Origin of the sequence: Aliidongia sp., from assembly GCF_035943795.1 — a bacterium.
Taxonomy (GTDB): domain Bacteria; phylum Pseudomonadota; class Alphaproteobacteria; order ATCC43930; family CGMCC-115725; genus Aliidongia.
This window is the reverse complement of the sequence record NZ_DASZBY010000099.1, coordinates 1-25,301: the sequence shown is the minus strand read 5'-3', so window position 1 is coordinate 25,301 and position 25,301 is coordinate 1. Positions and strand designations below refer to the sequence as shown.

General features: G+C 65.8%; 24 protein-coding genes, 2 tRNA genes and 1 pseudogene. 10 read left to right on the top strand and 17 right to left on the bottom strand.

The window, feature by feature from the left end:
• The coding region (locus tag VGV37_RS18585) for a hypothetical protein (RefSeq protein WP_326881233.1) at positions 1-222 on the bottom strand (222 nt) is incomplete at its 3' end.
• Positions 219-1,610, bottom strand: coding sequence for a cation diffusion facilitator family transporter (locus VGV37_RS18580; protein WP_326881232.1), 1,392 nt, complete (start codon positions 1,608-1,610; stop codon positions 219-221). The genes VGV37_RS18580 and VGV37_RS18585, both read right to left, overlap by 4 nt.
• A 406-nt stretch (positions 1,611-2,016) precedes the next feature.
• Here VGV37_RS18580 and VGV37_RS18575 point away from each other — a divergent pair, with 406 nt between their 5' ends.
• Both VGV37_RS18575 and VGV37_RS18570 read left to right on the top strand, forming a co-directional pair.
• Positions 2,017-3,222, top strand: a complete 1,206-nt coding sequence (locus VGV37_RS18575; RefSeq protein WP_326881231.1) for a fumarylacetoacetate hydrolase family protein — start codon at positions 2,017-2,019, stop codon at positions 3,220-3,222.
• 14 nt (positions 3,223-3,236) lie between these two features.
• Complete coding sequence (locus tag VGV37_RS18570) at positions 3,237-4,313, top strand: tartrate dehydrogenase (RefSeq protein ID WP_326881230.1); 1,077 nt, start codon at positions 3,237-3,239, stop codon at positions 4,311-4,313.
• Positions 4,314-4,320: 7 nt separating this feature from the next.
• Here VGV37_RS18570 and VGV37_RS18565 read toward each other — a convergent pair whose 3' ends face one another.
• A complete protein-coding gene (locus tag VGV37_RS18565) occupies positions 4,321-6,723 on the bottom strand; it encodes a bifunctional diguanylate cyclase/phosphodiesterase (RefSeq protein WP_326881229.1) in 2,403 nt (800 codons plus the stop codon).
• 238 nt (positions 6,724-6,961) lie between these two features.
• On the opposite strand from VGV37_RS18565, the gene VGV37_RS18560 reads away from it, so the two are divergent.
• Both VGV37_RS18560 and VGV37_RS18555 read left to right on the top strand, forming a co-directional pair.
• Positions 6,962-7,108 carry a hypothetical protein gene (locus VGV37_RS18560; protein ID WP_326881228.1) on the top strand — a complete coding sequence of 49 codons (147 nt, stop codon included), beginning with the start codon at positions 6,962-6,964 and terminating at the stop codon, positions 7,106-7,108.
• Positions 7,109-7,265: 157 nt separating this feature from the next.
• Positions 7,266-7,931: an Imm52 family immunity protein gene (locus VGV37_RS18555; RefSeq protein WP_326881227.1), complete on the top strand. Its 666-nt coding sequence runs from the start codon at positions 7,266-7,268 to the stop codon at positions 7,929-7,931.
• A gap of 6 nt (positions 7,932-7,937) precedes the next feature.
• On the opposite strand, the gene VGV37_RS18550 is transcribed toward VGV37_RS18555, so the two are convergent.
• The 5 genes from VGV37_RS18550 to VGV37_RS18530 are packed head-to-tail and all read right to left on the bottom strand — an operon-like array spanning position 7,938 to position 13,384.
• Positions 7,938-8,825, bottom strand: coding sequence for an ABC transporter permease (locus VGV37_RS18550; protein WP_326881226.1), 888 nt, complete (start codon positions 8,823-8,825; stop codon positions 7,938-7,940).
• Positions 8,822-9,763: an ABC transporter permease gene (locus tag VGV37_RS18545; protein WP_326881225.1), complete on the bottom strand. Its 942-nt coding sequence runs from the start codon at positions 9,761-9,763 to the stop codon at positions 8,822-8,824. Before VGV37_RS18545 ends, VGV37_RS18550 begins: the two co-directional genes overlap by 4 nt.
• Before the next feature lie 45 nt (positions 9,764-9,808).
• A complete protein-coding gene (locus VGV37_RS18540) occupies positions 9,809-11,323 on the bottom strand; it encodes an ABC transporter substrate-binding protein (protein WP_326881224.1) in 1,515 nt (504 codons plus the stop codon).
• Positions 11,324-11,336: 13 nt separating this feature from the next.
• Complete coding sequence (locus tag VGV37_RS18535) at positions 11,337-12,380, bottom strand: oligopeptide/dipeptide ABC transporter ATP-binding protein (protein WP_326881223.1); 1,044 nt, start codon at positions 12,378-12,380, stop codon at positions 11,337-11,339.
• A complete protein-coding gene (locus tag VGV37_RS18530; RefSeq protein WP_326881222.1) occupies positions 12,377-13,384 on the bottom strand; it encodes an ABC transporter ATP-binding protein in 1,008 nt (335 codons plus the stop codon). Before VGV37_RS18530 ends, VGV37_RS18535 begins: the two co-directional genes overlap by 4 nt.
• Positions 13,385-13,600: 216 nt before the next feature.
• On the opposite strand from VGV37_RS18530, the gene VGV37_RS18525 reads away from it, so the two are divergent.
• A complete protein-coding gene (locus VGV37_RS18525) occupies positions 13,601-15,433 on the top strand; it encodes a gamma-glutamyltransferase family protein (RefSeq protein ID WP_326881221.1) in 1,833 nt (610 codons plus the stop codon).
• A 37-nt stretch (positions 15,434-15,470) separates the two neighbouring features.
• Positions 15,471-15,674 (top strand): hypothetical protein, encoded by a 204-nt coding sequence (locus tag VGV37_RS18520; protein WP_326881220.1) that lies wholly within the window; start codon positions 15,471-15,473, stop codon positions 15,672-15,674.
• Positions 15,675-15,709: 35 nt separating this feature from the next.
• Here the strand turns inward: VGV37_RS18520 and VGV37_RS18515 are convergent, their stop codons facing one another.
• Positions 15,710-15,934, bottom strand: a complete 225-nt coding sequence (locus VGV37_RS18515; protein ID WP_326881219.1) for a hypothetical protein — start codon at positions 15,932-15,934, stop codon at positions 15,710-15,712.
• Positions 15,935-16,081: 147 nt separating this feature from the next.
• The gene (locus VGV37_RS18510) at positions 16,082-18,535 is read right to left on the bottom strand and encodes an ATP-binding protein (RefSeq protein WP_326881218.1); all 2,454 of its coding nucleotides are present in this window, start codon (positions 18,533-18,535) and stop codon (positions 16,082-16,084) included.
• A gap of 252 nt (positions 18,536-18,787) precedes the next feature.
• Here VGV37_RS18510 and VGV37_RS18505 point away from each other — a divergent pair, with 252 nt between their 5' ends.
• Positions 18,788-19,111, top strand: coding sequence for a DUF6665 family protein (locus tag VGV37_RS18505; RefSeq protein ID WP_326881217.1), 324 nt, complete (start codon positions 18,788-18,790; stop codon positions 19,109-19,111).
• 27 nt (positions 19,112-19,138) lie between these two features.
• Here the strand turns inward: VGV37_RS18505 and VGV37_RS30350 are convergent.
• From VGV37_RS30350 to VGV37_RS18495, 3 genes and pseudogenes are all read right to left on the bottom strand, one after another.
• Positions 19,139-19,483, bottom strand: a pseudogene (locus VGV37_RS30350) (4-fold beta flower protein); the annotation flags it as partial.
• A gap of 4 nt (positions 19,484-19,487) precedes the next feature.
• Positions 19,488-20,186 (bottom strand): hypothetical protein, encoded by a 699-nt coding sequence (locus VGV37_RS18500; RefSeq protein WP_326881216.1) that lies wholly within the window; start codon positions 20,184-20,186, stop codon positions 19,488-19,490.
• Positions 20,187-20,346: 160 nt separating this feature from the next.
• A complete protein-coding gene (locus VGV37_RS18495) occupies positions 20,347-20,793 on the bottom strand; it encodes a MarR family winged helix-turn-helix transcriptional regulator (protein ID WP_326881215.1) in 447 nt (148 codons plus the stop codon).
• Between the two features lie 73 nt (positions 20,794-20,866).
• Between VGV37_RS18495 and VGV37_RS18490 the strand changes: the two genes are divergently transcribed.
• Together VGV37_RS18490 and VGV37_RS18485 are read left to right on the top strand one after the other, a co-directional pair.
• Entirely contained in the window at positions 20,867-21,637 is a 771-nt protein-coding gene (locus VGV37_RS18490) for a VOC family protein (RefSeq protein WP_326881214.1), read from the top strand.
• 185 nt (positions 21,638-21,822) lie between these two features.
• Positions 21,823-22,311, top strand: coding sequence for a hypothetical protein (locus VGV37_RS18485; protein ID WP_326881213.1), 489 nt, complete (start codon positions 21,823-21,825; stop codon positions 22,309-22,311).
• A 36-nt stretch (positions 22,312-22,347) separates the two neighbouring features.
• On the opposite strand, the gene VGV37_RS18480 is transcribed toward VGV37_RS18485, so the two are convergent.
• From VGV37_RS18480 to VGV37_RS18465, 4 genes are all read right to left on the bottom strand, one after another.
• Positions 22,348-22,424 (bottom strand) — tRNA-Arg (locus tag VGV37_RS18480).
• Between the two features lie 18 nt (positions 22,425-22,442).
• On the bottom strand, positions 22,443-22,742 hold the full coding sequence (locus VGV37_RS18475) for an ETC complex I subunit (protein ID WP_326881212.1): 300 nt from the start codon (positions 22,740-22,742) through the stop codon (positions 22,443-22,445).
• 76 nt (positions 22,743-22,818) lie between these two features.
• Positions 22,819-22,895: transfer RNA gene (locus VGV37_RS18470), tRNA-Pro, on the bottom strand.
• A 170-nt stretch (positions 22,896-23,065) separates the two neighbouring features.
• Positions 23,066-23,539, bottom strand: a complete 474-nt coding sequence (locus VGV37_RS18465) for a helix-turn-helix transcriptional regulator (protein WP_326881211.1) — start codon at positions 23,537-23,539, stop codon at positions 23,066-23,068.
• Positions 23,540-24,291: 752 nt separating this feature from the next.
• On the opposite strand from VGV37_RS18465, the gene VGV37_RS18460 reads away from it, so the two are divergent.
• Positions 24,292-25,301: amino acid ABC transporter substrate-binding protein (locus VGV37_RS18460; protein WP_326881210.1), on the top strand; the 1,010-nt coding region annotated here is incomplete at its 3' end.

Here is a 25,301-nt window from a genome sequence, read left to right as displayed (position 1 = left end):
ATCGACCAGGCGGATCCTGGGGGCGCCGAGGGAGACCACCGCCCGATCCCAATGATCGAGCGCGAACTTCAGCACTTTCGGCTGCAGGTCGTCGACCGTCGGCCGCCACTTGATCGAGGGTCCGCGGGCTCCGTCGCTGCGGAAGACGGTCTCGATTTCTCCGGTTTCGTTTTCGAGCAGAAAGCCCTTCCATCGCTCGATCCGGTCCCAGTCGACGGTCATGCGGGCTCCGTCGCCAAGGGCAGCGCCGGCGGCTCGGCGTGGACGATGATCCGGCGGACGCCGTCGATCTGTCCGCGGATCTTCTGTTCCAGTGCCGAGACGGCGTCATGGGCATCCTCGACCGACGCATCCGGCGGGACATGGCAATGGAGCGACAGATAGAGCCCGACCTCGGTCGCACGGATCCGGATCTCATGGGCGTCGATCAGCAGGGGCGTGGCATCCGCCAATGCCTCGATCTCGTCGCGAATGCGGCGATACTCGGCCCACGGCAGCTCCGTGCCGGTGACGGCGTCGGTCTGCAGCGGCTCGATATGGCTTTCCACCTCGATCTCGTCGCCCAGTTCCTGGCGGATGCCGCGTTCCAGCGCGGAGGCGGTGACGTGGGCCTGCGCCATGCTCTGCCGGCCGTCGACCTCCAGGTCGAAGCTGACCGAGACGCGTTCCTCGACATGCTGGACGGTCACGTGATGGACCGGCACGCCCTGGCTGGCGGCGATCACCAGGACCCGGTCGAGGATGGTCTCGTCATCGAGCGCCAGAGGATGGGTCATGACCATTACGTCGGCGCCCGGCATTTCCTCCTGGATCCGATGAGTGACCTGTTCCTTGATTTCGGCGACCCGTTCGAGCGGCAGCGTGCGGGCGACGGCGATATCCAGATCGACGAACACCGAGCTGCCGCGCGGACCGCCGCGGACACGTTCGATCCGGCTGACGTCGGCGATGCCCTGGATCGCACCGCGCACCACGGTGTCGATGCCTTCGGGGGCGGTGTCGATCAGCGTCTCGATCGTCTCGCGACCCAACCGATAGCCGGCGCGCAGCACGAAGACGGCAACCCCGATGGCAGCCAACGGATCGCCCAGCGGGTAACCCAGGTAGACCAGGCCCAAGCCCAACAGGACGACGCCGGAACTGTAGATGTCGGACCGGAAATGCAGCGCGTCGGCGGCGAGCGCCGGGCTGTTGGTCTCGCGCGCGACCTTGGTCAGCTTGCGCGAGCGGAAGAAGTCGATGACCATCGACAGCCCCATGACGCCGACCGCTGTCCAGCTGGGCTCGACCGCTGTGCCGCCGTGCAGCAGGCGTTCCGCCGCCGCGCCGATGATCCAGGCGCTGGTCGCGAACAGCAGCGCCGTCTCGGCCAGGGCGGCGATGCTCTCGACCTTGCCATGGCCATAGGGATGGTCATGGTCGGGCGGCTTGTCGCCGATCCGGATCGCGATGAAGGTCAGTACCGTGCCGGCGCAATCGAGCGCCGAATGTGCCGCCTCCGACAGAATCCCGAGACTGCCGGTCAGCAGGCCCACGGCGAGCTTGAGTGCCGTCAGCAGGCCGCTGGCAAGGATTGAGGTGAACGCGACGCTTTCTTTCGCGCTGGCCATCGACGGTTTCTCGGGGTCGAGAAGCAGCATGGCCGGTACTTGGCGTCCCTGACCCAAAACGGGACGCATCGGCCTGCTGGTCTCGTCAAGTTGCGGCCCCGAGCATCGCTCGGGCGCGGACTGCGCACGCCACGGGGCCGAAACCCCGAGAATGTTGACGTGCGCCCCCGATCGCGCCGGGCGCGATCCGGGGCGACTACTCCCCAAACATCTCCTGCAGATACCTTTGTTGCGCTGCACATTCAAGATCGGCGAACGAATCGGAGCGCATGGCCCGGATGCAGTGTTTCGTGCGATGCGACGCTGGGATCGGAAAATTTGTCATTCCCGGGCTCGCTCGCGGGCCGGAAGCGCGCTAGCTTCGGGAGAAATCATCAGACAAATGGACTTTACGGGAGAAACGGCCATGGGTACGACACTGTTCGATCACTACACCCACCCCGACGATTTCGCGGCAGGAACCTGGGTCGGTCGGGCCTGGCTGCCGGGTACCGGCGGCGGGCCGGCCGTGGTCGTGATCGACGCCATCGGCGTCTACGACATCAGCGCGTCGGTCGCGACCGTGTCGGCCCTGTTCGAACTCGATGATCCGGTCGGCTTCATCAAGGCGGTCCGCCGCGGGCCGTTGCTGGGCTCGGTCGAGAGCCTGTTGCGCAACAGCGACCTGACGGTGCGCGACCCGGCGAAGCCCTGGTTGCTGTCGCCGATCGATTGCCAGGCGATCAAGGCCGCCGGCGTCACTTTCGCGGCCAGCATGGTCGAGCGGGTGGTCGAGGAACAGGCGAAGGGCGATCCCGGTGCCGCTGATGCGATCCGCAGTGCGCTCGCTGCCGAGATTGGCGCCGACCTGGGCTCGGTCAAGCCCGGTTCCGAGGCTGCGGCACAGCTCAAGGCCGCCTTGGTAGAGCGCGGTCTCTGGTCGCAATATCTCGAGGTCGGCATCGGACCGGATGCTGAGGTCTTCACCAAGGCGCAGCCGCTGTCGTCCGTGGGCTTCGGCGCCGAGATCGGCATCCACCCGGCCTCGACCTGGAACAATCCGGAGCCGGAGATCGTGCTGCTGGTGTCGAGCAAGGGCCGCATTGTCGGTGCCACGCTCGGCAACGACGTCAACCTGCGGGATGTCGAGGGGCGCAGCGCGCTGCTGCTGTCCAAGGCGAAGGACAACAACGGGTCGACCGCGATCGGTCCGTTCGTCCGCCTGTTCGATGGCGGCTTCTCGCTCGACGACATCCGTGCGACCGATGTGGCGCTCAGGGTCGAGGGCACCGACGGCTTCGTGCTCGACGGCCTGTCCTCGATGAGCCGGATCAGCCGCGACCCGGCCGACATCGTGGCCCAGACCGTCTCGGCCCATCATCAATATCCGGATGGGTTCTGCCTGTTCCTCGGCACCATGTTCGCGCCCACCCAGGAACGGGCCGGCGGCGGGGGCGGCTTCACCCACAAGCTTGACGACATCGTGGTCATCCGCTCGCGGCATCTGGGCGCGCTGGTCAATCGGGTGCGGCACACCGACCAGGTGACGCCCTGGACTTTCGGCGTGAGGGCGTTGATCGAAAACCTTGCGGCACGCGGGTTGAGCGACGTCGCCGTGACGCCGAAGCGTTGACCGGGAGGATAGTGATGCGCTCCTACAAGATCGCGGCGATTCCCGGCGACGGCATCGGCACCGAAGTGATCGCTGCCGGCCTCGAAGCGCTCGCCGTCTGCGCGCGCCGCGACGGCGGTTTCCGGCTCGACGTCGAGGATTTCGACTGGGGCTCCGACTATTACAAGCGCCATGGCGTGATGATGCCGGCCGACGGGCTCGCCCGGCTGAAGCCGTTCGATGCGATCTATTTCGGCGCGGTCGGCGCGCCCGACGTGCCGGATCACGTGACGCTCTGGGGCCTGCGCCTCGCGATCTGCCAGCCGTTCGATCAATATGCCAACGTCCGCCCGACCCGGATCCTGCCGGGCATCACGAGCCCGTTGCGCGGGGTCGGGCAGGGCGATCTCGACTGGGTCATCGTCCGCGAGAATTCCGAGGGTGAATATGCCGGGCAGGGCGGCCGCTCCCATCGGGGATTGCCGGAGGAAGTGGCGACCGAGGTCTCGATCTTCACCCGGTCCGGCGTCGCCCGGATCATGCGCTTCGCGTTCGATCTTGCGCGCTCGCGCCCGCGCAAGCTGCTGACCGTCGTGACCAAGTCGAACGCCCAGCGGCACGGCATGGTGTTGTGGGACGAGATCGCGGCGGAAGTGGCGGCGGACTATCCGGATGTCACCTGGGACAAGATGCTGGTCGATGCCATGACCATGCGCATGGTGCTGAAGCCGGGCTCGATCGATACTGTGGTCGCGACCAACCTGCACGCCGACGTACTGTCCGACCTCGCGGCGGCGCTCGCGGGTTCGCTCGGCATCGCGCCCACGGCGAACCTCAATCCAGAACGGACGTTTCCGTCGATGTTCGAGCCGATCCATGGTTCCGCCTTCGATATCGTCGGCAAGGGCATCGCCAATCCGGTCGGCACCTTCTGGTCCGCGGTGATGATGCTGGAGCATCTGGGCGAGCCGACGGCGGCGGCGCGGCTGATGCGCGCGATCGAACGGGTGACCGCCGATCCGTCGCTTCACACGCCGGACCTGGGTGGTCCTGCGACGACGCGGCAGGTGACCGATGCACTGCTTGCCGCCCTCGAGGGCGACAATCTCTAGCAGGACGTCATTCGGCGGCTGCGGCGTCCCGCTCGGCTTCCGGCGAACGCGCCAGCGCCTGCGCCGGCAGCGGCCGCCCGAGCAGGAAGCCCTGGACCTGGTCGCATTGCTCGTTCTGGAGCAGTGCCAGCTGCTCCTGCGTCTCGACGCCTTCGGCGATCACCGTGATGCGCAGCGACCGGCCCAGCGCGATGACCGAGCGGACGATGGCCATGGAATCGGCGTTGTGCTCCATCTCCCAGATGAAGGAGCGGTCGATCTTGATCTTGTCGAACGGGAAACGCTGCAGATAGCTGAGGCTCGAAAAGCCCGTGCCGAAATCGTCGAGGGATACGCTGATGCCCGCGGCCTTGAGCGTCTTCAAGGTGGCGAGCGTGCGTTCGGTATCCTCGATCAGGACGCCTTCGGTGATTTCCAGCTCCAGCCGTTCCGGCGCCAGGCCAGTCTGGGCCAGGATCGTCAGGATTTCCTTGCTGAGATCGGCGTGCCGGAACTGGATCGGGGACAGGTTGACGGCGATCCGATGGTCGCTCGGCCACCGCGTCGCCTCCAGGCAGGCGGTGCGCAACACCCAGCTGCCGAGAGGCATGATCAGGCCGCATTCCTCGGCCAGCGGGATGAATTCCGCCGGCGAGACCAGGCCACGGGTCGGATGGTGCCAGCGGACCAGCGCCTCGAAGCCCATGACGTCTTCGGTACCGCAGCCGACGAGCGGCTGGTAGTAGAGTTCGAGCTGATCGACCGCGAGCGCTTGGCGCAGGTCGCGCTCCAGCACGCGTCGCTCCTGCAGGCGGGCGTCCATCTCGGATTCGAAGAAGCGATAGGTGCCGCGTCCGGCGCCCTTGGCGCGGTAGAGCGCAGTGTCGGCGGCGCGCACGAGGTCCTCGCCGGCATCCGCGTCGCTCGGAAACATCGAGACGCCGATGCTGGTCCCGATCACCATCTGCTGGCCGTCGAGGTCGAAGGGCGTGCCGATCGCCTTCACCAGCCGTTCGGCGAGGATCGAGGCATCGTCGGGATGGCTGGCCCCGACCTGGATGATGGCGAATTCGTCGCCGCTGAGCCGCGCCACCGTATCCTGGCCGCGCACGCCGGCCGACAGACGCTCTGCTACCTGCCGCAGCAGCAGGTCGCCGCCCGCATGGCCCGACAGGTCGTTGACGTTCTTGAAGCGGTCGAGATCGAGGCACAGCACGGCGACCGTCGTCCCGTTGCGTCGTGCCAGCGCCACGGCCTGGTTCAGGCGGTCGTGGAACATGCGGCGGTTCGGGAGGCCGGTCAGCGTGTCGTGATGCGCCATATGCCGGATCTGTTCTTCCGCCGCCCGGCGCTCGCGGATGTCGCGCACGGCCACGACGCGTGCCGTGCTGCCTTCGTACTCGATGGTCTGGGCGACGACCTCGACCGCGATGGTCTCCTGGTCACCGTGGCGCAACTCGATCTCTTGTGTGTGGTGCTCGCCGGTCAGCATGCGCAGGCGCACCAGGTCGTGGCTGCCTGGCGCGATGATTTCCCAGATTTCGCGGCCGATCAGCCAGTCTAGCGGCTTGCCGAGCAGCGTGCACATCGCCTGGTTGGCGTCGACCATGCGCCCATCGACATGGAGGACGATGCCCTCGAAGGTGGCATTGGCCAGCTGGCGGAAGCGCTTTTCGCTGGCGCGCAGCCGCGCCGCTTCCTGGATCGATCGGCCGGTCAGATGCTCGTCGACGCTGGAGCCCGCCAGACCAAGGCCGAGGATCAACACGGTCACCGCCGTAATGGCGGTCGCGAGCCAGAACGGGTCGATGGTTTCGCCAGGTAGCGGCACGGCGGCATCCGGCAGGATGGCGACCGCGGCCATTCCCGTGAAATGCAGGCCGCAGATGCCGAGCGTCAGCAGCAGCGCCGCGACGACCCGACGGGCCGGACCACGCTGCACGAAGCCAACCGCCGTCGAGGCTGCGCTCAATCCCATGCCGATGATCAGCGAGACGATGGCCAGCGTCGGGTCGTAGACCTGTTCGCCCGGCAGCTCCAGGGCCGTCATGCCGGTATAATGCATCGCGCCGATGCCGGCGCCGACGACCAGCCCGCCCAGGATCCGGGTCCGCGGCCGCAGGGCGATCGCCAGGCCGGCGCCCGAAACCAGTGCCGAGATGACGATCGACAGAACCGTCCGCCCGAGCTCGTAGGCCACCGGCAGATCGGGCTGGAAAGCCAGCATCGCGATGAAATGCGTCGCCCAGATGCCGCTGCCGGTCGCGAGCCCGCTGGCGGTGATCCAGACGGCGCGACTGCGCGATGAAGCCTGCGCCGCCCGGCCCGCAAGGCTGAAGGCGGTGTAGCTTGCCAGCAGGCAGATGAGACCGGCCAGCGCAACGAGGCGCAGGTCGTGCTGTTGGGTGATGCAGACATAAATTCGAAGCATGGACAGATCATGCCGGGCGTCGATGAACGTCCGGTAAACGGCGGCCGTGCAGCGGTCGCGATTCTTTCGCGGTTTCGAGCGCGCCTGCGCAACAAAAACGTTCCGTATATGTTCTTGACGAGCTGACATCGAAACCGCAACTATGCCGGGCAGTCAGTTGTCGGGAGGAGCAATGATAGCGGATCGGTTGCAGAGAGAATGGCGGGAACGCGGACGGTTTCGGCCCGTCCATGCCAGCATGAGTTTGCAGCCGAACGGGCTGGTGCTGGGCTGCGGAACAGTTCTTGCCGGTGCCGACCGGGATCGGTTCGGCCGGCCGCGATTGCAGGTAGAAGGCTCGGAATCCCGACTGCTCGCCCTGCTGTCGATCGCCTACGGCCTATGAATTCGCAAAAAGGATGTTCGCAAAAGACAAACACTTGAAGGCGTTAAAGTAATATACACACCCTGGCCGGAGGCCTCGAACAGTGTCGAATAATTTCACGACTAATTTTTGTTGGGGTTGAAGGGCCGACAGCCCCGCTCGTTTGGGCGAACTTTTATTGGAATCGGCAGAGGTTTTGGGCGCGATACACCCACTGTTTCATTCCTGGTTTGCACTCGACCTCGTTAAAATGGAACATGTGCCGCTCGACGAGAATACGGGCCGTCGGTTGGCGACAATTTTCGAGCAAGGTAGCCGAACGAATGATTTTGGCGAACCGCAGCCGGGCGGACCATATGGCTGCGCGATCGTCAACGAGCAACTGCGATCATCAAGACAAGTCAAACTCCGCATGTGGGCGGGTCGAGATTTCGGCCAATCGACGATACAGAATAGCGGCGTGTTTTCCACGGAATACGACGTCATCCCCGATCCGGCACTCGTGACCTATCCTGTTTTCCGATCCGTGATAATGGCGATGGTGCAGGTCTGGGGCGCTGTCTCCGCGGATGCCTTCTCCAGCGATCTCATCGACGCTTGCGAACTCAACGACAAGCACAACGTCCTGCGGAAAAGGCTTTTCCGTCCCAGTTGGATGACATATCTCGACGCGCCGCGTGCCGCACTGATCACGCCGCCGGCGGGTGTGTTGTGCGAGCGGACCCCGGATGGCGGTCTGCTGCTGATCGCGGCTGAGGAAACGTTCGATGTCGCCAACCCGCGACACATGGCGGCGGCCTGGGCGATCAGCGACGCGCTCGCTTCGTTGACGAAATTTAGCTGAGCCCGGTCAGTCCCGCGGGTCGAGCGCGTCGCGCAGTCCGTCGCCCAGCATGTTGAAGGCCAGCACGACGATGAAGATGGCGGCGCCGGGCGAGAGCGCCATCCAGGGGGCCTGGTTGAGGAAACCCTTGGCCACGTTCAGCATGCTGCCCCAACTCGGCTGCGGCGGCTGCTGGCCGAGGCCGAGGAAGCTCAGGCTCGCCTCGGCGATGATCGCGGCGGCGATGGTCAAGGTCGCCTGGACCAGGATCGGCGGCAACACGTTCGGCAGGATATGGCGGACCGCAATGCGCAGCGGTGGATTACCCAGCGCCCGGGCGGCCTCGACATAATCCTCGACCTTGGCCGAGATCACCTGACCGCGCGTCAGGCGGACGAAGACCGGGGTCGCCGAGATGCCGATCGCCATCATGGCGTTGGTCAGGCTGGGTCCGAGGAACGTGGCAAGCGCGATCGCCAGGATCAGGAACGGGATCGCCAGCATGGCATCGGTCAGGCGCATCAGAATGGCCTCGGTCCAGCCCCCGGCATAGCCGGCGGCCAGGCCCATGGGCACGCCCAGGGCCAGGGCCAGGCCGACCGACACGCAGCCGGCCGATAGCGACGCACGCGCGCCCCAGATGATGCGGGAGAGCATGTCGCGGCCCAGCTCGTCGGTGCCCAGCCAATGGGCGGCCGACGGCGCCTTGCGTACCGTCGCCCAATTGCCGGCGATCGGGTCGTAGGGCGCCAGCAGCGGCGCGAAGATCGCGAGCGCCAGGAACAGCAGCACGACGGCACCACCGACCAGCGTCGTCTTGCGCCGGCCGAGCCGCCAGAGGAAACGCCTGGTCTCGCGAACCCACGGACCGGGCTCGGCAGTGCGCGGCCCGCTCGACAGAACTTCGCCGGTCATGCCCGCAGCCTCGGATTGATCACGACATAGAGCAGGTCCGCCGCGAGATTGAGCAGGATGTAGAAGCTGGCGGTGCACAGCACCACGCCTTGGACGACCGCATAGTCGCGGTTGAACACGGCGTCGACCACCAGCTTGCCGAACCCGGGAATGGTGAAGACCTGCTCGGTCAGCACCGCGCCCGACAGCAATTGGCCGAATTCGAGGGCGCCGAGCGTGATGACCGGGCCCAGCGCATTGCGCAGGCCGTGTTTCAGGATGACGACCCGCTCGCTCAGGCCTTTGGCGCGCGCGGTGCGGACATAGTCGGAGCGCATGACCTGCAGCATGGCGCTGCGGGTGTGCCGCATGATGACGGCGGCAATGGCGTTGCCCAGCACGAAGGCCGGCATGATCAGGGTCGCGAGGTTGCCCCACAGGCTCTCGGCCGGGCTGACGAAGCCCGACGCCGGCAGCCAACCCAGATGGACCGAGAACAGCAGGATCATCAGGATGCCCAGCCAGAAGTTCGGCGTCGACAGGCCCCAGAGCGCCACCACGTTGGCGGCCACGTCCCAGGCCGTGCCGCGCTTCACCGCGGCCACGATGCCGGCCGGGATGCCGATCGCCAGCGCGATCAGCATGGCCAGTACGGTCAACTCCCCGGTCACCGGCAGCTTTTCCAATACCAGCTCCGCGACCGGCCGCTGGATGCGGATCGATTCGCCCAGATCGCCGTGCAGCACGCCGCCGATCCAATAGGCGTAGCGCACCGGCAGCGGCTGATCGAGATGATAGCGGGCGCGCAGGAACTGGATGACCTGGGGATCGCGATCCTCGCCTGCCAGCGCCAGCGCCGGGTCGCCCGGCAACAGCTGCTGCAGGCCGAAGATCATCATCGACACGAAGACGAGCGTCGGGATCAGGACCCCCAGGCGATGGAGGATGAAGCGGCGCATCCTAGGTATCGTTCCGTCGAGTATGCGACATCGGCGAGTTCCCGCTTAGCCCTTGGTCACGTCGGCGAGGCGGATGATGCCGTCCGGGTACGGCGTGAAGCCTTTCAGGTTCTTCGACATCGCCCACAGCCACTGCTGATGGAACAGGTAGATGATCGGCAATTCCTTGTCGGTGATTTCCGTCACCTTGTCGTAGGCCGCCTTGCGCGCGGCGAAGTCGGAGGCGGTCCGCCCTGTGTTCAGCGCGGCGTCGACATCCTTGTTGCAATATTTGCCGTCGTTCAGGCCGCCGCCACAGCTGACGAAACTGTAGATGTTGCCGTCCGGATCGGTCCGGCCGCTCCAGGCCAGAACGAGCGCCTCGAGCTCGCCCTTCTGCGAGGCGGCAAGCCCGCTGGCGAATTCCATCGCCTGCAGCTGCACGTCGAATCCGGCCTCGGCCGCCATCGACTGGATGACCTGGCCGACCTGCATCAGGGTCGGCGTGTTCGGCACTGTCAGATTGACCGTCGGATGCGGCTTGCCGGCGGCTGCCAGCAACGCCTTGGCCTTGGCCACGTCGCGCGCCGGCACGGGCCGCTTCAGATGGAACGGGCTCGCCGGTCCGGTCCATTGGTCGTCGGCGATGAAGAAGCCATTATAGACGACCTGGACCAGCGCCTCGCGGTCGATCGAGAGCGAGAACGCCTGGCGCACCCGCTCGTCGCTGCCGAGCGGCGATTTCGATTTCGGGCCATTGTCGGTGTTGATCGTGATGCCCTGGTAGCCCAACTCGCCGATCGAGGCGGTCGCGAGCTTCGGGTTGGCCTTGATCTCGTCGAGGTCGGTCGGCGCCACCCGCTCGATCATGTCGAGGTCGCCCGACTTGAGGTTGGCGAGGCGCACGGCCGAATCCGGGATCGGCAGGAAAGTGATCTTGTCGACCTTGATCCGGCCCTTGTCCCAATAGTCGGGGAATTTCTCCAACACGATCCTGTCCTGCGGCACGCGCTCGACGAATTTGAAGGGGCCGGCGCAGACCGGATGGTTGCCGAAGGCGGCGGCTCCAGCCTCGGCCGCCTTGGGCGAGACGATCATGCCGGCGCGGTCGGACAGAACCGCGATCAGCGGTGCGAACGGGGCGGAAAGGTTGATCTTGACGGTCGCCGGATCGACGATGTCGACACCGGTCACCCCCGCCATCTCGCTCTTGCGCGTCGAGCCGGGCAGGGTGAGGTGCCGATCGAGCGAATATTTGACCGCGGCCGCGTCCATCCTGGTGCCGTCCTGGAACAGCACGCCGTCGCGTAGCTTGACGGTCAGGCTCTTCTGGTCGGACGACCATTCATAGCCGGTCGCCAGTTGCGGCACGATCTTGAGGTCGGGCGTGATGTCGAACAGCTTGTCGCACAGCGAGGCGAACACGACCCGGCCGACGAAGGTGCGGCTGATCGTCGGGTCCAGCACGTCCGGATCGTCCTGCAGGCCGATGCGCAGCTGCTGGGCGAACGCGGTGCCCCCCATGCCCAGGCAGCCGGCGACCGCCAGGGTGGCCAGGCTCGATCGGATCAGTCGACGCATCATGTTCTCCTCGTCATTCGGCGGCCGTGGGCCGTTGGTCCTGGAAACGCGCCTGCAGGCGCTTCAACCGGTCGGAGGTCTCGTGCTCGGCCGGAAGCGGCGGCACGGCCGGCAGTGCCGGCCAAAGATGGCAGGCGGTGCCGTGGCCGTCGCCGGTCAGGACCGGAGTCTCGACCCGGCAGCGCTCGACCGCGTGCGGGCAACGCGGATGGAAGGCGCAGCCGTTGGGCAGATTGATCGGGCTGGGCGGCTCGCCGATCAGCAGCGTGCGCTCGTGGCGCGTGGTCGGATCGGTCGCGGGGATCGCCGACATCAGGGCCCGGGTGTAGGGATGGCGCGGCGTCGCGAACAGGTTTGCGGCGGAGGCCAACTCGACGACCCGCCCCAGGTATAGCACGGCCACACGGTCGGCGATGTGCCGGACGACCGCCAGGTCGTGGGAGATGAACAGGTAGGCGAGGCCGCGCGCCCGGCGCAGGTCGACCAGTAGATTGATGATCTGGGCCTGGATCGAAACGTCGAGGGCGGAGACCGCCTCGTCGCACACGATCAGCCGCGGCTCGACCGCGAGCGCGCGCGCGATGCCCACGCGCTGACGCTGGCCGCCGGAGAATTCATGGGGATAGCGCCGGGCCTGCTCGGGCAGCAGGCCCACCAGTCGCATCAGGTCGGCGACCGCCGCGTCGACCGCGCGCCCCTTGGCGAGGCCATGCAGGCGCAACGGCTCGGCCAGCATGGCGCCGACAGTCATACGCGGATTGAGCGAGCCGTAGGGGTCCTGGAAGATGATCTGCATTTCGCGCCGCAGGGCGCGCAGGTCCTTCGCCCCGAGCGTCCCCAGATCCCGGCCGTCGATCTCGACCTGCCCGGCGGTGGGTTCGATCAGGCGCAGCACCAGCCGGCCAATGGTCGATTTGCCGCTGCCGGACTCGCCGACCAGGGCCAGCGTCTCGCCGGCATGCAGTTCCAGATCAACGCCTTCGACCGCGCGCACCAGACCGCCCGGGGTTGGGAAATGCTTGGTGAGGCCGGTCAGTCTGACGAGCGGCGCGGTCATGCGGCGTCCTCCAGCGGCGCGCGCCAGCAGGCCGCCCAATGGTCGGGTGCCAGCGGCACCAGCGGCGGGACCTCGACCCGGCAGCGCTCGACCGCGAACGGGCAGCGTGGATTGAAGCGGCAGCCGGGTGGGGCGTGGTGCGGACTGGGAACGGTGCCGTCGATCACGGCCAGACGCTCGACCGGCCGGTCGAGCCGGGCCACCGCGCCCAGCAGGCCGATGGTGTAGGGATGCTGCGGCTCGGCGAACAGGCGCCCGACCGGCGCTCGCTCGACCACGCGGCCGGCGTACATGACGGCAACCTCGTCGGCCAGTTCGGCGATGACGCCCAGGTCATGGGTGATGAGGATGATCGCCGTGCCGGTCTCGTCGCGCAGCCGGCGCAGCAGGTCCAGGATCTGGGCCTGGATGGTCACGTCGAGCGCCGTGGTCGGCTCGTCCGCGATCAGCAGCTTGGGCTGGCAGGCGAGCGCCATGGCGATCACGACGCGCTGGCGCATGCCGCCGGACATCCGGTGCGGATAGTCGTGGACCCGGCGTTCCGGGCCTGGGATGCCGACCAGGCGCAGCAGCTTGACCGCCTCGTCGATCGCCTGGCCGCGTTTCAGGCCGCGGTGGCGGACCAAAACCTCGCCGATCTGGTCGCCAACCGTCAGCGACGGGTTGAGCGCACTCATTGGCTCCTGAAAGATCATCGACAGCTTGTCGCCGCGCAGGTCGCGCAGCGCATCGGCGGGCAGGGTCAGCAGATCCCGGTCGTCGAACAGGATCTGGCCGCCGGCGATCCGTGCCGGCGGTCTGGCCAGCAGCCCCATGATCGCGAGCGAGGTGACGCTTTTTCCGCAGCCGGATTCCCCGACGATGCCCAGGGTTCGTCCGGGTCTGACGGAGAATGAAACGCCGTCGACCGGGCGGACGGTGCCATGTTCGGTCGTGAACTCGACGGCAAGATCGCGCACGTCGATCAGGGGGCGGGTGGTTGATGAGGTATCGGGCACTTGCATCCGTTCGGTCGGCGATTCTTGTCGTTGCACGCATTATGGCCGAAGCGCGCGCAAGGTCGAGGGGGATCGGCGGGCGGGCGCCCAGAGAGCGATAGACCGGTCGACAGCAAGCTTTATGCCGCAGCGAAAAGCCGACCGCAGGCCTTTCCGCGCTCGACCCGCGCGTTTCATCGCGGCATTGTTGCGGTTGCAGCTTTCCGACCCGAGAGGCCTTCCATGTTTACCACCCGCCCCGAGATCCGCGGCACGTTCGGCGTCGTCGCCTCGACCCATTGGCTGGCGTCCGGAGCCGCAATGGCCGTGCTGGAGCGTGGGGGCAATGCCTTCGACGCTGCGGCGGCGGCCGGCTTCGTGCTGCAGGTGGTCGAGCCGCATCTGAACGGTCCGCTGGGTGAAGTGCCGATCCTGTCGTGGAACGCGGAACGTGGCATCGCTCAATCGATCTGTGGCCAGGGCACCGCGCCGGCAGCGGCCACGATCGAGGCATTCCGCAACGATGGCTACGACATCATTCCGGGCAGCGGCCTGGTTGCGGCGACAGTCCCCGGCTCGTTCGATGCCTGGATGAGCCTGCTGCTGGAACACGGCACCTGGCGCCTGCGCGACGTGCTGGAGTTCGCCATCGGCTATGCCCAGAACGGGCACCCGCTGGTGCCGCGCATCGCCGACACGATCGGCACGATGCGCGAGCTGTTCGAGACCCACTGGCCGACCTCGGCGGCGGTCTACCTGCCCCACGGCGTGGCGCCGAAAGCGGGCAAGCTGTTCCGCAATCCGGCGCTGGCGGGGTTTTATCGCCGTCTGATCGAGGAGGCCGAAGCGGTCGGCTCCAACCGCGATGCGCAGATCGAGCGCGCTCGCCGGATCTGGAGCCAGGGGTTCGTCGCCGAGGCGATCGACCGGTTCAGCCGCAAGAGCCGGTTGATGGACGGTGCCGGCAAGTGCCGCGGCGGCTTCATCACCGGCGAGGACATGGCGCGCTGGCGCGCCCGGGTGGAGAAGCCGCTGTGCCTCGACCATCACGGCTGGACGGTGCTGAAATGCGGACCCTGGAGCCAGGGACCCGTGATGCTGCAGACCCTCGCCATGCTCGACGGCGACGATCTGGGCTCGCTCGATCCGAACGGCCCGGAATTCATCCACCTGGTGGTCGAGGCGCTGAAGCTGTCGCTGGCGGACCGCGAGGCCTGGTACGCCGACCCGGATTTCTTCGACGTGCCGATCGCCGCCCTGCTCTCGCGCGACTATGCGGCCGAGCGTCGCGCGCTGATCGGCGAAAGCGCGTCTTTCGAACAGCGGCCCGGCAGCCCGGCTGGCCGCGCGCCGCTGCTGCCGGCTCGTCCTGACCTGGCACGCGCGTCGGTTGCCGGCCTGGCCGGGACCGGCGAGCCGACCATGGCGAAAGCGATGTCCGGCGACCGGGCGGAATTGGAGACGGCGAGCGACGGGACGACCCGCGGCGATACGTGCCATGTCGACGTGATCGACCGCTGGGGCAACATGGTCGCGGCCACGCCGAGCGGCGGCTGGTTCCAATCCTCGCCGGTCATTCCGGAACTGGGCGTCTGCCTCGGGGTGCGCGGCCAGATGTTCTGGCTCGACCCGACAGTGCCCTGTGCGCTGGCACCCGGCAAACGGCCGCGCACGACGCTAACGCCGTCCATGGCGCTGAAAGACGGCGTACCCGCGCTCGCCTTCGGCACGCCGGGCGGAGATCAGCAGGATCAATGGTCGACCCTGTTCTTCCTGCGCCACGTCCATCATGGCCTGAACCTGCAGGAGGCGATCGACGCGCCATCCTGCCACACCGACCATGCGACCAGCTCGTTCTGGCCGCGCCATGCCAAGCCCGGAACGCTGACGGTGGAGCGGCGCTTTCCGACGGCGACCATCGAAGCGCTCGAGCGGAAAGGACACCAGGTCGAGGTTGGCGACGACTGGTCCGAGGGGCGTCTCTGCGCCTGCGCGGTCGAGCCGGACGGCGATCAGCGCATCCTGAAGGCCGGCGCCAACCCGCGCGGCATGCAGGGCTACGCCGTCGGCCGTTGAACTGCCCCGAAGCGGGCAGGGACCAGGGGAGACGGCGATGACCAAGGATTTCTCGGATCTCACCGAACAGGAGATCCTGGCGCTCGCCATTTCGCTCGAGGAAGAAGACGAGCGGTTCGGCGACCATATTCCGCTGATCCGCCACCGCTTCATGGAAACGCCAATCTGGTCGGCCGCTTTCCAGGTCGTGTTCGGCGGAGCGCTCGTCTTTGCGACCGGCATCGTGATCGGCAGTTCCTGACCGCCGTAACGGCGGTCAGGTCCTCGATCTACGGATTAACGCCAATGGCCGCCGCCGTGATCCCAGCCGCCGCCGCCATGATCCCAACCGCCGCCGCCGACCACGACCGAGCCGTAGACTGGCGGGCCGTAGTAGGCCGGCGCAGCCGCATAGCCCGGACCGTAGGCGTAGGGCGCCGGCGCATAGTAGCAGCCGGCAAGAGCAACGGCACAAAGACCGATGAAGGCGATCTTGCCGATCAGAGACTTGGTGCGATTCATCGCGGCCTCCCAACAGAATGCAGCCGGCTGTTTGCCAGTCGCGTTTAATAGTCCGCTTATACTTAAGAGGTGGCCGGCCGTATTCAACGGATGGATACGATTCGTTACTCGATATCCCACGTTTGCCATTATTGCGAGTATGCGGGTTTACGAGGTGACAGAGGCAGCCGCGTTCGAAGTACCGGTGCTGATGATGCGTGCCGCCGGCAGCCAGACGATGACCACGGTGCCGACCCCGGGGGCGCTGTCGAACGACAGGGTGCCCCCATGAAGCTGGATCAGCCGCTGGGCGATCGGCAGCCCCAGTCCGATGCCGTCGGTCTTGCGGGCCATCGGATTATTGTCGACCCGGATGAAGGGCTGCAGTGCCAGTTCGATCTGCTGCGGCGTCATGCCGACGCCGGTGTCGGCGATCCGCAGCTCAACGCCGTCGGTCACGAGGCGTGTGGTGATCGCGACGCTACCGCCTTCGGGCGTGAACTTGACCGCGTTCGAGACCAGGTTGACCACGATCTGGTGCATTTTGGTCGGATCGACCCGAACCGCAAGTTCGCCGGGCACATCGATCGTCACGTCGATCCGACGGGACATGGTCTGGTCCGTCATCAGCCGCCGGGCCGTCTCGACCAGAGCAAGCAGCGAGGTTTCGTCCTCGATCAAGGTCAGGCTGGCCGATTCGGCGCGCGAGATTTCCAGGATCTGCGAGACGATGCGCAGCAGGTAGTCGCCGCTCGCCCAGATATCGTCGGCGTATTCCCGGTAGCGCGCATCGCCCAGCGGGCCGAACAATTCCGTGCGCATGATGTCCGAGAATCCCAGGATGGCATTCAGCGGCGTGCGCAGGTCGTGGCTCATGTGAGCCAGGAATTCGGCGCGGGCCTGGTTGGCGGCGACCGCGACGTCGAGCGCCCCGGCGATCGCACGCTGATGGGTCCGGGCTTCGGTGATGTCCTCGATGATGCAGACGGAATTTGCCGGATGCCCGGCACCGTTGCGCACGGGTGCCACGACGAAGGACGCCTCGAACAGGCTGCCGTCGGCGCGGCGGACCGGATGCTCTCCGCGCCAGACCAGGCTCGCCGCCAGGTTCCGTACGATCTCCTGGTAGGTCGCGTAATCCTGGGGTCCGGTCGCGAGGATCAGCGAGGGCTGACCGACCACCGTGTCGGCGGCGTAGCACGTCAGGCGCTCGAATGCCGGGTTGGCATATTCGATCTGGCCGCCCGCGTCGGTGATCAGGATGGCTGCGGGACATTGTTCGACAGCCGCGGCGAGCTTGCGCAGCCGCCGTACCAGCTTGTGGTTGGCGGTCTGCTCGTCGCTGAGGAAGCGCGCCATGGACTGGAAGGCCGCCTCGGTCTCGCGCACTTCGGCCAGGTTGCTGTCGATCGGGTGCAGTTCGTCCCATTGGCCGCGTTGGACCGCGAGCGCATTCTGCCGCAGACGCTCCAGTGGATGGGCGAGGCCGCGCCAGAATAGCAGGCCGGTCAGAAGCCCGGCCAAGCCGATCGCGATCCCGACGAGAAGGATGGACCGCTGTGCCTCGTAGAACCAGCCAAGATAGTCCGACTCCGGAACGGCGATGAGCAGCATCCAGGGCAGGTCGGTGGTGGCGAATGGGGTGGTGATCGCGAAATAGCGTGTGTCATCGACGCCGAATCGGTAGAGGTCGAGCGCGTTTCCATGTTCCGGCGCGTTGACGCGGCCCAGTGCCTTCAGCAGCGCCGGATCGCCGGTCGGCATCAGCGGTGTGAGTTGGCCGGAAGGATGGGCGGGCGCCACGGTCGTCGGATCGATGGACCGGGTCGCGATCATGGCGTGGCCGCTCGGCCCAATGCGCAGCGCCGCGGTATAACGCACGATCTCGCCAAGCTCGATGTCGCCGCCAACCACACCCAGGATCCGTCCGTCGGCCGCGGTGACGGTCCGGGCGAAACTGATGCCCGGCCGCTCGACGGTGTAGAAGGAATAGGGCGCGGTCCAGCCATCGCCGCCGGCTTCGAGCGCCTTGCGGTACCAGGGGCGGTCGATCGGCAGGAAGTCGTCGGGGGCGGGTTTCAGGTCGGCATCGACGGCCCAGTGCCGGTCGCGCAGGATGGCGTTCTCGATCCGCTGGCCATCGAGCATCCGGATCGTCTTGACACGGAAGATGTCGTCGGCACCTGGGTGCTCGCGCATGACATAGACGAAATCACCCTTCGCCGAGCCGAAATAAAGCCCGGCCAGTTGCGGGTCGTCCTTCAGCGCCTCGAACAGGAATTGGGCCAGGCGCTGCTGATCGGCCACATCGATCGCGCCATCTTCGATCTCGTTGCGGGCCGCGATCACCGCGGCGCTCGCGGCCTTGAGCAGGTCCTGGGCATGGGCGACCGCGTCGCCGGCGACCTGCCGGGCCAGCGTTTGGTAGCTGCCTGCCAGGGCGTTGCGGGCTCCGAAATATGTCGCAAACATCAGCGCGCCGACGGTTGCGATCTCGAGGGTGAGGATGCCGATGATGAGCAACCTGCGGATCGACCAGATCGGCCGGCTGGGCCGGCGGGCGGTCACCACGACGGGCTCGATCGCGGCGGCAGGGCACCCTATGCGATCGGCATCGGACAAGACAGTTTCCCCGCGAGAATACGGCCGCAGCATAGCGCTATCCGTGCGCGTTTTGAAAAGTGCGCGAGAGAACGAAAAGGGGCGTCGAGGGGTTCTGGTTGCCGGTATCTCGCTTGTTCTCATTTAACGAGAACCACCGACAAATGCCAGGATCATTTGGCGTTTTCGTGCGGGCAAGCCCGTTCGAGCTCTACAAAACGGCTTCCTCGTTCACCAGCTTTTCCCGGTAATGGAATTGACGGGGGTAGGCCCATGGGTTTTCGAATGCCGCAGAACCTGTCGCCGAAGCCGGCGCCCGAAACCGGCGCGGACCTGCTCCAGGCCGAGCTGTTGGCCGAGCAGGCCGCCGCCCTTGGCCGGGGCGGTCGCGACGTCGAGGCCGCGCTGAAGCGCCTTCGGGATTTCGACGCGACGGGCGCGGTCGGCCCGTTACGGCCCGGGCTAGTCGCCGTCGCGGCCGACGCCGTCTGGGGCTTTCTCGTCCACCGCGAGCTCTGTGGCCTCCGGGACCGGGACGATGTCATCCGCGAGGATGGCATCCCCGCCGAGGTTCTGTGCCGGTTGGGGGCGCGATAGGAACGGCGCTTGCTCCAACCATTCGAGGAACGTCATTTGCGACCAGCCGCCGCCCGGCCCACCGGGCCGGGCCGGGCGGGCGGGGCGGAGCGGTCGCATCGGGATCATGGGCCGCATCGGGCGCATGGCTCGGGCCGGTATGGCCGGTCGTCCCGAACTGGCGACGGGCTGGCCCGGATTCCACAGCAGCGGGCGGCCGGCGCAGTCCCGGCAGACCATGCCCGAGACCGGACCCAGCCAGTTGCCCGTTTCGGATGACCAGACATGGCCGCCGTGGATGAAGGCGACCCAGTTCATGGTGGTATCGAAGATGTGTCGGCCTGGCTCGATCCAGGCCGTCAGCTCGCAATCCTTGTCGAAGAGGGGGTGCATGGTCTCAGTGTCCGCCGGGCAGGCTGTACATCACCAACTGGCGATGCTGGAGAGTATAGTTGGTTGAATCCAGCAGTCCATCGGGCGTCGAGATCTGCTTCCCGCTGCCCTGCCACTTCAGCATCTTGTCGCGCCATACCGTTGCGTAAACGTCCGCGGCGCAGGCGATGTGAGCCCACGGATCGCAGATGACGCTGCCCGGCGCGTAGGCAAAGCCGGCTTCATACATCATGCCCTGCCGTCGCGCCGAGCCCAGGACGACGAAGCAGTGGGTGCTGGGAGCGTCCAACTGGACGAGTTCCATCCGCCTCCAACCTTGGGCGTACAGCTTGATGAATGCCACGATCGCATACTCGAAGCAATTGCCGGTGCCCACGCTGCAAACGAGGTCCGCATAGCTTCGTATTTCTGTGAGCGTGGCGGCACCGGACGTCAACTTCGTCCGGAAAGGCCGACTTCCGTCGACATCGAGAATCCGCTCTCTGAACGCCAGGGCATTGTCCCTCATGCGCTCGAACGTCTCTTTCTTTACCTTGTCGAGGCTGCCGGATTGACCGCGGACGGTCACCGTGTCCAGCCGAACCTTGTTTGCCGACCGCCGGCCAAGGGCGAAGCGCGCGTCATGCATCGCGATCTGCGCCGCGGTATAGGGGCTGACCTCGACACTGAATCCATCGAAATTGAGCACTACTGTGTTGGACATGGCGACCTGACGGTAAGGGAAGGGCGCTTGCGCCGGAGATCGACCGCGCGCTACCGAACAGCGGTGAAGGATAGCATGCATCGCAATCCTGCACTGAATGCTATCGTTTCGATGCGCGTCATCCGCGACGTCCCGGGGAATATTGGCCTTGGGGGCGTGGTCACGCCAGCTTTTGCAGGTCGGCGCGCAGACGGCCGGGCGCCCCGTCCGGAAGCAGCTTCTCGACGGCGGCATGGGTCTCTTCCCAGATCGGGACGCTGCGGGACAGCAGCGCCTGGCCGGCCGGCGAGAGTTTGAGCAACCGGCCACGCCGGTCCTCCTGATCGGTCAGGATCTCGATCAGCCCGCGACGCTCCAACGGCTTCAGCGCCGCGGTGAGCGTCGTGCGATCCACGGCGAGCAGGGCGGCGACCGATCCCATGCTCGGCGGCAGCGGCCGGTTGAGTGCCATCATCAGCGAAAATTGCCCGTTGGTGAGATCGAGTGGACGCAGGGCGTCGTCGAAGCGCCGGGCCAGCGCGCGCGCCGCCCGCTGGATGTGCAGGCAAAGGCAGGTATCGCGCACCAGCAGCGTGGTCTCGAACGGAACGTGCGTGGATTTTGACATGGCCCAATGATGTTGATATCAACCTATTCAGTCAAGGCGCGAACGATTGCCCGTAAAGAACCAGGAGAGGCTCATGTCCGAAACCAAGGGAAAATTCATCTGGTACGACCTGATGACGACCGACACGGTCGCCGCCGAAGCTTTCTATAAGAGCGTGGTCGGTTGGAGCGCCCAGGACGCGGGTACGCCCGGCGTGGCCTATACGCTGTTCAGCGTTGGTGCCGCGCAGGTCGGCGGAATGATGGCGATGCCGGACGAGATGCGGAGCGCAGGTGCCCATCCAAGCTGGCGCGGGTATGTCGCCGTCGCCGATGTCGATGCCAGCGCCGCCCAGGTCGCTGCGAGCGGAGGCACCATCCATCGCTCGCCTGAGGATATTCCGAACGTCGGCCGATTTGCGGTGGCGGCCGATCCGCAGGGCGCTCTCTTCATCCTGTTCCGGGGAATGGGCGAAGCGCCGCCCGCACCTGCACCGAATACGCCGGGCTATGTGGGTTGGAACGAACTCGCCACGACGGACTGGGAGGCTGCCTTCGCCTTCTATTCAGGCTTGTTCGGCTGGGCCAAGGGCGAGTCGTTCGACATGGGACCCATGGGGACCTATCAGCTTTTCACCATCGGCGGCGTGCCGGCGGGCGGAATGATGAACAAGCCGACCAGCGCGCCGGTGCCCTACTGGCTCTACTACGTCAATGTCGATGCGATCGATGCCGCTGCAGCGCGCGTAACGGCGGGCGGCGGGAAAATCGTCAATGGTCCGCATGAGGTGCCGGGCGGCACCTGGACCGTCAGCTGCATCGATCCGCAGGGGGCGATGTTCGCACTGGCGGCGCCGCGCCGCTAGGCTCGCTTCGATCGGGGGCGCGATCCCGCGGGGGTCGCGCGCCCATACGCCGTGAGTCGGGATCACCGCGGTGCGGCCGTTTCATGCCTTCCGGCGATTGACAATCTTCCCGATTCTGTGATTCTTCGTGTTCGCGCTATACGGGTGAGCTTCGGCTAGGTCGAGGCCGTGCCCGAGGGGGGATCATGCCGAAGTCCGACGAAGAGATCATCAAGGCCGTCGTCGAGCGCATGTATAAGCGTCGCGTCCGCGAATCGTCGGAAACAAAAGCGGCGTTCACGATGAGCTACGCCATCTCGGTCAGAACCGGTCGGTGCTATGTCGGGTACAATCTGCAAGACCTGAACAAGACTTCGGACGGCAGCGGCGTCTGTGCCGAAAACCGCGCGGCCTATCTCGCCGCGAGCTACGGCGAGAAACTTCATGACATGGTCTTCTTCGCGCTGAATGCCGCCTCGGAACTCTTCAATGCCTGCACCCAATGTCAGACCTGGGTTTACAACGGCAGGGGCTTCATGAAGAACCAGAGCGGCTCGTGGATCATCTGCACGACCAAGCCGCCCTATTGGACCCCCAACGCCCTGTCGGACGCCGAGCGCGAAACGCTATATGCGGCCGGCGACGAAGCGATCTCCGCCGAGTCCGCCGACTATTTCAGCACCGTCCATTTTTGAGGGCGGATATCGGCTGACGGTTGGGGTGGTAAAGTGTGGCGCGCCCTACTGGATTCGAACCAGTGACCCTCGGCTTAGAAGGCCGATGCTCTATCCAGCTGAGCTAAGGGCGCCCCGGAACGGTCGCGGTGTTATCCGCGGATCCGATCGAAACGGAAATTGTCCGCATAAGCCTTCGGCTTGATCTGCTTCTGGTGCGGCGGTTCGACCGAATAGGTGAGCCCGTGCTTGTCGGCATAGGCGACCGCTTCCTCGAGCGTGTCGAAGCTGAGATGGATCTGGTTCAGCGTGTCGGCGGCAGCGATCCAGCCCATCAGCGGCTCGGCCTGGCGCTTCGTCGCGGTTTCGAATTCGAGCACCCAATGCTTGGTCTTTGCGGTGCCGGACGACATCGCGGTCTTGGCGGGGCGGAGGATTCGAGCGAGCGCCATGAGTTCCTGAAACTCCGTCTTCTGGAAACCGGACCCGGGCGACCTCAGGTCACCGCGGGGCGAGCGGACGACCGGATGGTCGGGGCGAGAGGATTCGAACCTCCGACATCTTGCTCCCAAAGCAAGCGCTCTACCAGGCTGAGCCACGCCCCGGCCGTTTCCGGACGGGTAGGGATTTAGAGGTTTATGCCGAACTCCGCAACAGGTCCGGGCGCAGACCCGGTTTGTCGGACCGTCGATCGCCCGGAAGGCTGAAGGCCCGGCGCAAACGAAACGGGCCGGCGCCCTGCGGCGACCGGCCCTTCGCGAGGAAATCCGACTGACTACTTGGCTTTGGCCAGGGTCTTCAGCAGATTGAGCGCGGCATTGCGCTGCTTGTCGTCGTCGATCGCATAGAAGGCGCGGACCAGTTCGACGGTCTTGCGCTTCTTCATGAGGTCGCTCGGCACTTCATCGGCCTCGGCGGCGGCTTCGTAAGCCTCCTGCGCCGCTTCGGCGCCACCCTCGACGTCGACCGTTTCAAAGAAGTAGGACACCGGCACATGCAGGATCATGGCGAGCTGGTACAGGCGCGAGGCGCTGATGCGGTTCGTGCCGTGCTCGTATTTCTGGAGTTGCTGGAAGGTCAGGCCGATGACCTTGGACACCGCTTCCTGGGACAGGCCGAGCAGGATACGGCGGAGCCGGACCTGCGCGCCCACGGAGGAGTCGATCGCCTTGAGCTGTTCGGTCGACAGCTGACCGCGCGTCTGGCCGCGAGCGGCGCTCGCCGCATTGGTGTTTGAGGGGCGTGCCACGAGATATCCTCTGGGAGTTGAAGTTTCACTCGGCAATAACAATAGGTACTGACGCGGTGTAAAAAAAGCATTTATTGTAGCAATTGGTATGCAAATCTCTGATCTGGCGAATGCGTTGCTGTCGATAGCGACGTTTGGGCGCAGATTCGCGCCTGACGCGACGTGCTAGCGTCGCCCAAATCCGTTTTTGACCTTCCTGGAACGACTGCTTCGGACATCGGCTTCATTTGACCGGCGCGCCGTCGTTAGAGCGCGTCGTCATTGAAACGCTCCCAAAATCAATTGGTTCAAGCCAACCTCCCTTCTATCGGACAATGTCCGGCCGTGCCGATCTCAGGCGCGGTGACGTCGTCGGACGCGTTGCCGTTGCCCCACCGCTGGCGAGGCCGCAACCCGATGGCGAACAACCCTGGAGAGACCCGCGAGTTTCGAGGCTCCGCTCCGGCACGGGGAGGTAAATGCAGATCGTGGACAAGCCGGTTCGACATTGCGGTGCAACGTAGGGCGCCGCCGACCGGCAGTATGGTTAAGGATCGTCGGTTGCTCGTGCAACAAAACGCGTGGATTTTCCTCACTCTCCATCGTTGCAGCAAAGCCCGGCACTATGTTAGCGTCCGCACAGTTCTGAGCCGAAACCGGATCAAACAGCACGATAGTTGCTGGTATCCGGCAGACCAAGCAATCATCGGCCGAACAGGGAAGTTCTGGGGACATTGGGGTCTTTTCAATTGCAACAATTCGGGGGTAGCTCGATGAAGCGGATATTGGCTTCGGCCGTATTAACGCTGGCACTGGGGACGGCTGCGACGGCCGAGGCCGGTCAGACGCTCGACAACGTCAAGAGCAAGGGTGTTCTGACCTGCGGCGTGAACCAGGGAACCGCCGGCTTCGGCTCGGCCGACAGCTCGGGCAAATACACCGGCCTCGACATCGACGTCTGCAAGGGCGTCGCGGCCGCGATCTTCGGTACGGCCGACAAGATCAAGTTCGTGCCGCTGTCGGCACCGCAACGCTTTACCGCGATCCAGTCCGGCGAAGTCGACATCCTGTCGCGCAACACGACCTGGACGCTCGGCCGCGAGGCCCAGCTGGGCCTGCTGTTCGGGCCGGTGACCTTCTATGACGGCCAGGGCTTCCTCGTGAAGAAGTCGCTGAACGTCAAGAGCGCCAAGCAACTGTCGGGCGCCACCGTCTGCGTGCAGCCGGGCACCACGACCGAGTTGAACCTCGCCGACTATTTCCGCGCCAACAAGCTGGAGCTGAAGCCGGTCGTGATCGAGAACCTCGACGAAGTCGAGAACGCATTCTTCTCCGGGCGCTGCGATGCCTACACCACGGACGCTTCGGGCCTCGCCGGCACGCGCGTCACCAAGGCGCCGAAGCCCGACGACTACATCATCCTGCCGGAACTGATCTCGAAGGAGCCGCTGGCCCCCGCCGTCCGCCAGGGCGACGACCAGTTCTTCGACATCCTGCGCTGGACCGTGTTCGCGTTGATCCAGGCCGAGGAAAAGGGCATCACGTCGAAGAACGTCGACGACATGCTGAAGAGCGAAGATCCCGACATCAAGCGGTTCCTGGGCGTGACGCCCGGCAACGGCAAGGCGCTCGGGCTCGACGAGAAGTGGGCCTACAACATCATCAAGTCCGTCGGCAATTACGGCGAGATCTTCGAGCGCAACGTGGGCAAGGGCAGCCCGCTCAAGCTCGAGCGCGGTCTCAACGACTTGTGGACGACCGGCGGTCTGATGTACGCGCCGCC

Bases quoted from the DNA above. Each gene is read 5' to 3' on its own strand.
- VGV37_RS18550 (WP_326881226.1), bottom strand. From the start codon at position 8,825: ATGACCGGCGAAGTTCTGTCGAGCGGGCCGCGCACTGCCGAGCCCGGT.
- VGV37_RS18560 (WP_326881228.1), top strand. From the start codon at position 6,962: ATGAGTTTGCAGCCGAACGGGCTGGTGCTGGGCTGCGGAACAGTTCTT.
- VGV37_RS18495 (WP_326881215.1), bottom strand. From the start codon at position 20,793: ATGTCAAAATCCACGCACGTTCCGTTCGAGACCACGCTGCTGGTGCGC.
- VGV37_RS18490 (WP_326881214.1), top strand. From the start codon at position 20,867: ATGTCCGAAACCAAGGGAAAATTCATCTGGTACGACCTGATGACGACC.
- VGV37_RS18500 (WP_326881216.1), bottom strand. From the start codon at position 20,186: ATGTCCAACACAGTAGTGCTCAATTTCGATGGATTCAGTGTCGAGGTC.
- VGV37_RS18530 (WP_326881222.1), bottom strand. From the start codon at position 13,384: ATGCAAGTGCCCGATACCTCATCAACCACCCGCCCCCTGATCGACGTG.
- VGV37_RS18505 (WP_326881217.1), top strand. From the start codon at position 18,788: ATGGGTTTTCGAATGCCGCAGAACCTGTCGCCGAAGCCGGCGCCCGAA.
- VGV37_RS18485 (WP_326881213.1), top strand. From the start codon at position 21,823: ATGCCGAAGTCCGACGAAGAGATCATCAAGGCCGTCGTCGAGCGCATG.
- VGV37_RS18525 (WP_326881221.1), top strand. From the start codon at position 13,601: ATGTTTACCACCCGCCCCGAGATCCGCGGCACGTTCGGCGTCGTCGCC.
- VGV37_RS18575 (WP_326881231.1), top strand. From the start codon at position 2,017: ATGGGTACGACACTGTTCGATCACTACACCCACCCCGACGATTTCGCG.
- VGV37_RS18540 (WP_326881224.1), bottom strand. From the start codon at position 11,323: ATGCGTCGACTGATCCGATCGAGCCTGGCCACCCTGGCGGTCGCCGGC.
- VGV37_RS18535 (WP_326881223.1), bottom strand. From the start codon at position 12,380: ATGACCGCGCCGCTCGTCAGACTGACCGGCCTCACCAAGCATTTCCCA.
- VGV37_RS18475 (WP_326881212.1), bottom strand. From the start codon at position 22,742: ATGGCGCTCGCTCGAATCCTCCGCCCCGCCAAGACCGCGATGTCGTCC.
- VGV37_RS18515 (WP_326881219.1), bottom strand. From the start codon at position 15,934: ATGAATCGCACCAAGTCTCTGATCGGCAAGATCGCCTTCATCGGTCTT.
- VGV37_RS18580 (WP_326881232.1), bottom strand. From the start codon at position 1,610: ATGGCCAGCGCGAAAGAAAGCGTCGCGTTCACCTCAATCCTTGCCAGC.
- VGV37_RS18565 (WP_326881229.1), bottom strand. From the start codon at position 6,723: ATGCTTCGAATTTATGTCTGCATCACCCAACAGCACGACCTGCGCCTC.
- VGV37_RS18545 (WP_326881225.1), bottom strand. From the start codon at position 9,763: ATGCGCCGCTTCATCCTCCATCGCCTGGGGGTCCTGATCCCGACGCTC.
- VGV37_RS18570 (WP_326881230.1), top strand. From the start codon at position 3,237: ATGCGCTCCTACAAGATCGCGGCGATTCCCGGCGACGGCATCGGCACC.
- VGV37_RS18520 (WP_326881220.1), top strand. From the start codon at position 15,471: ATGACCAAGGATTTCTCGGATCTCACCGAACAGGAGATCCTGGCGCTC.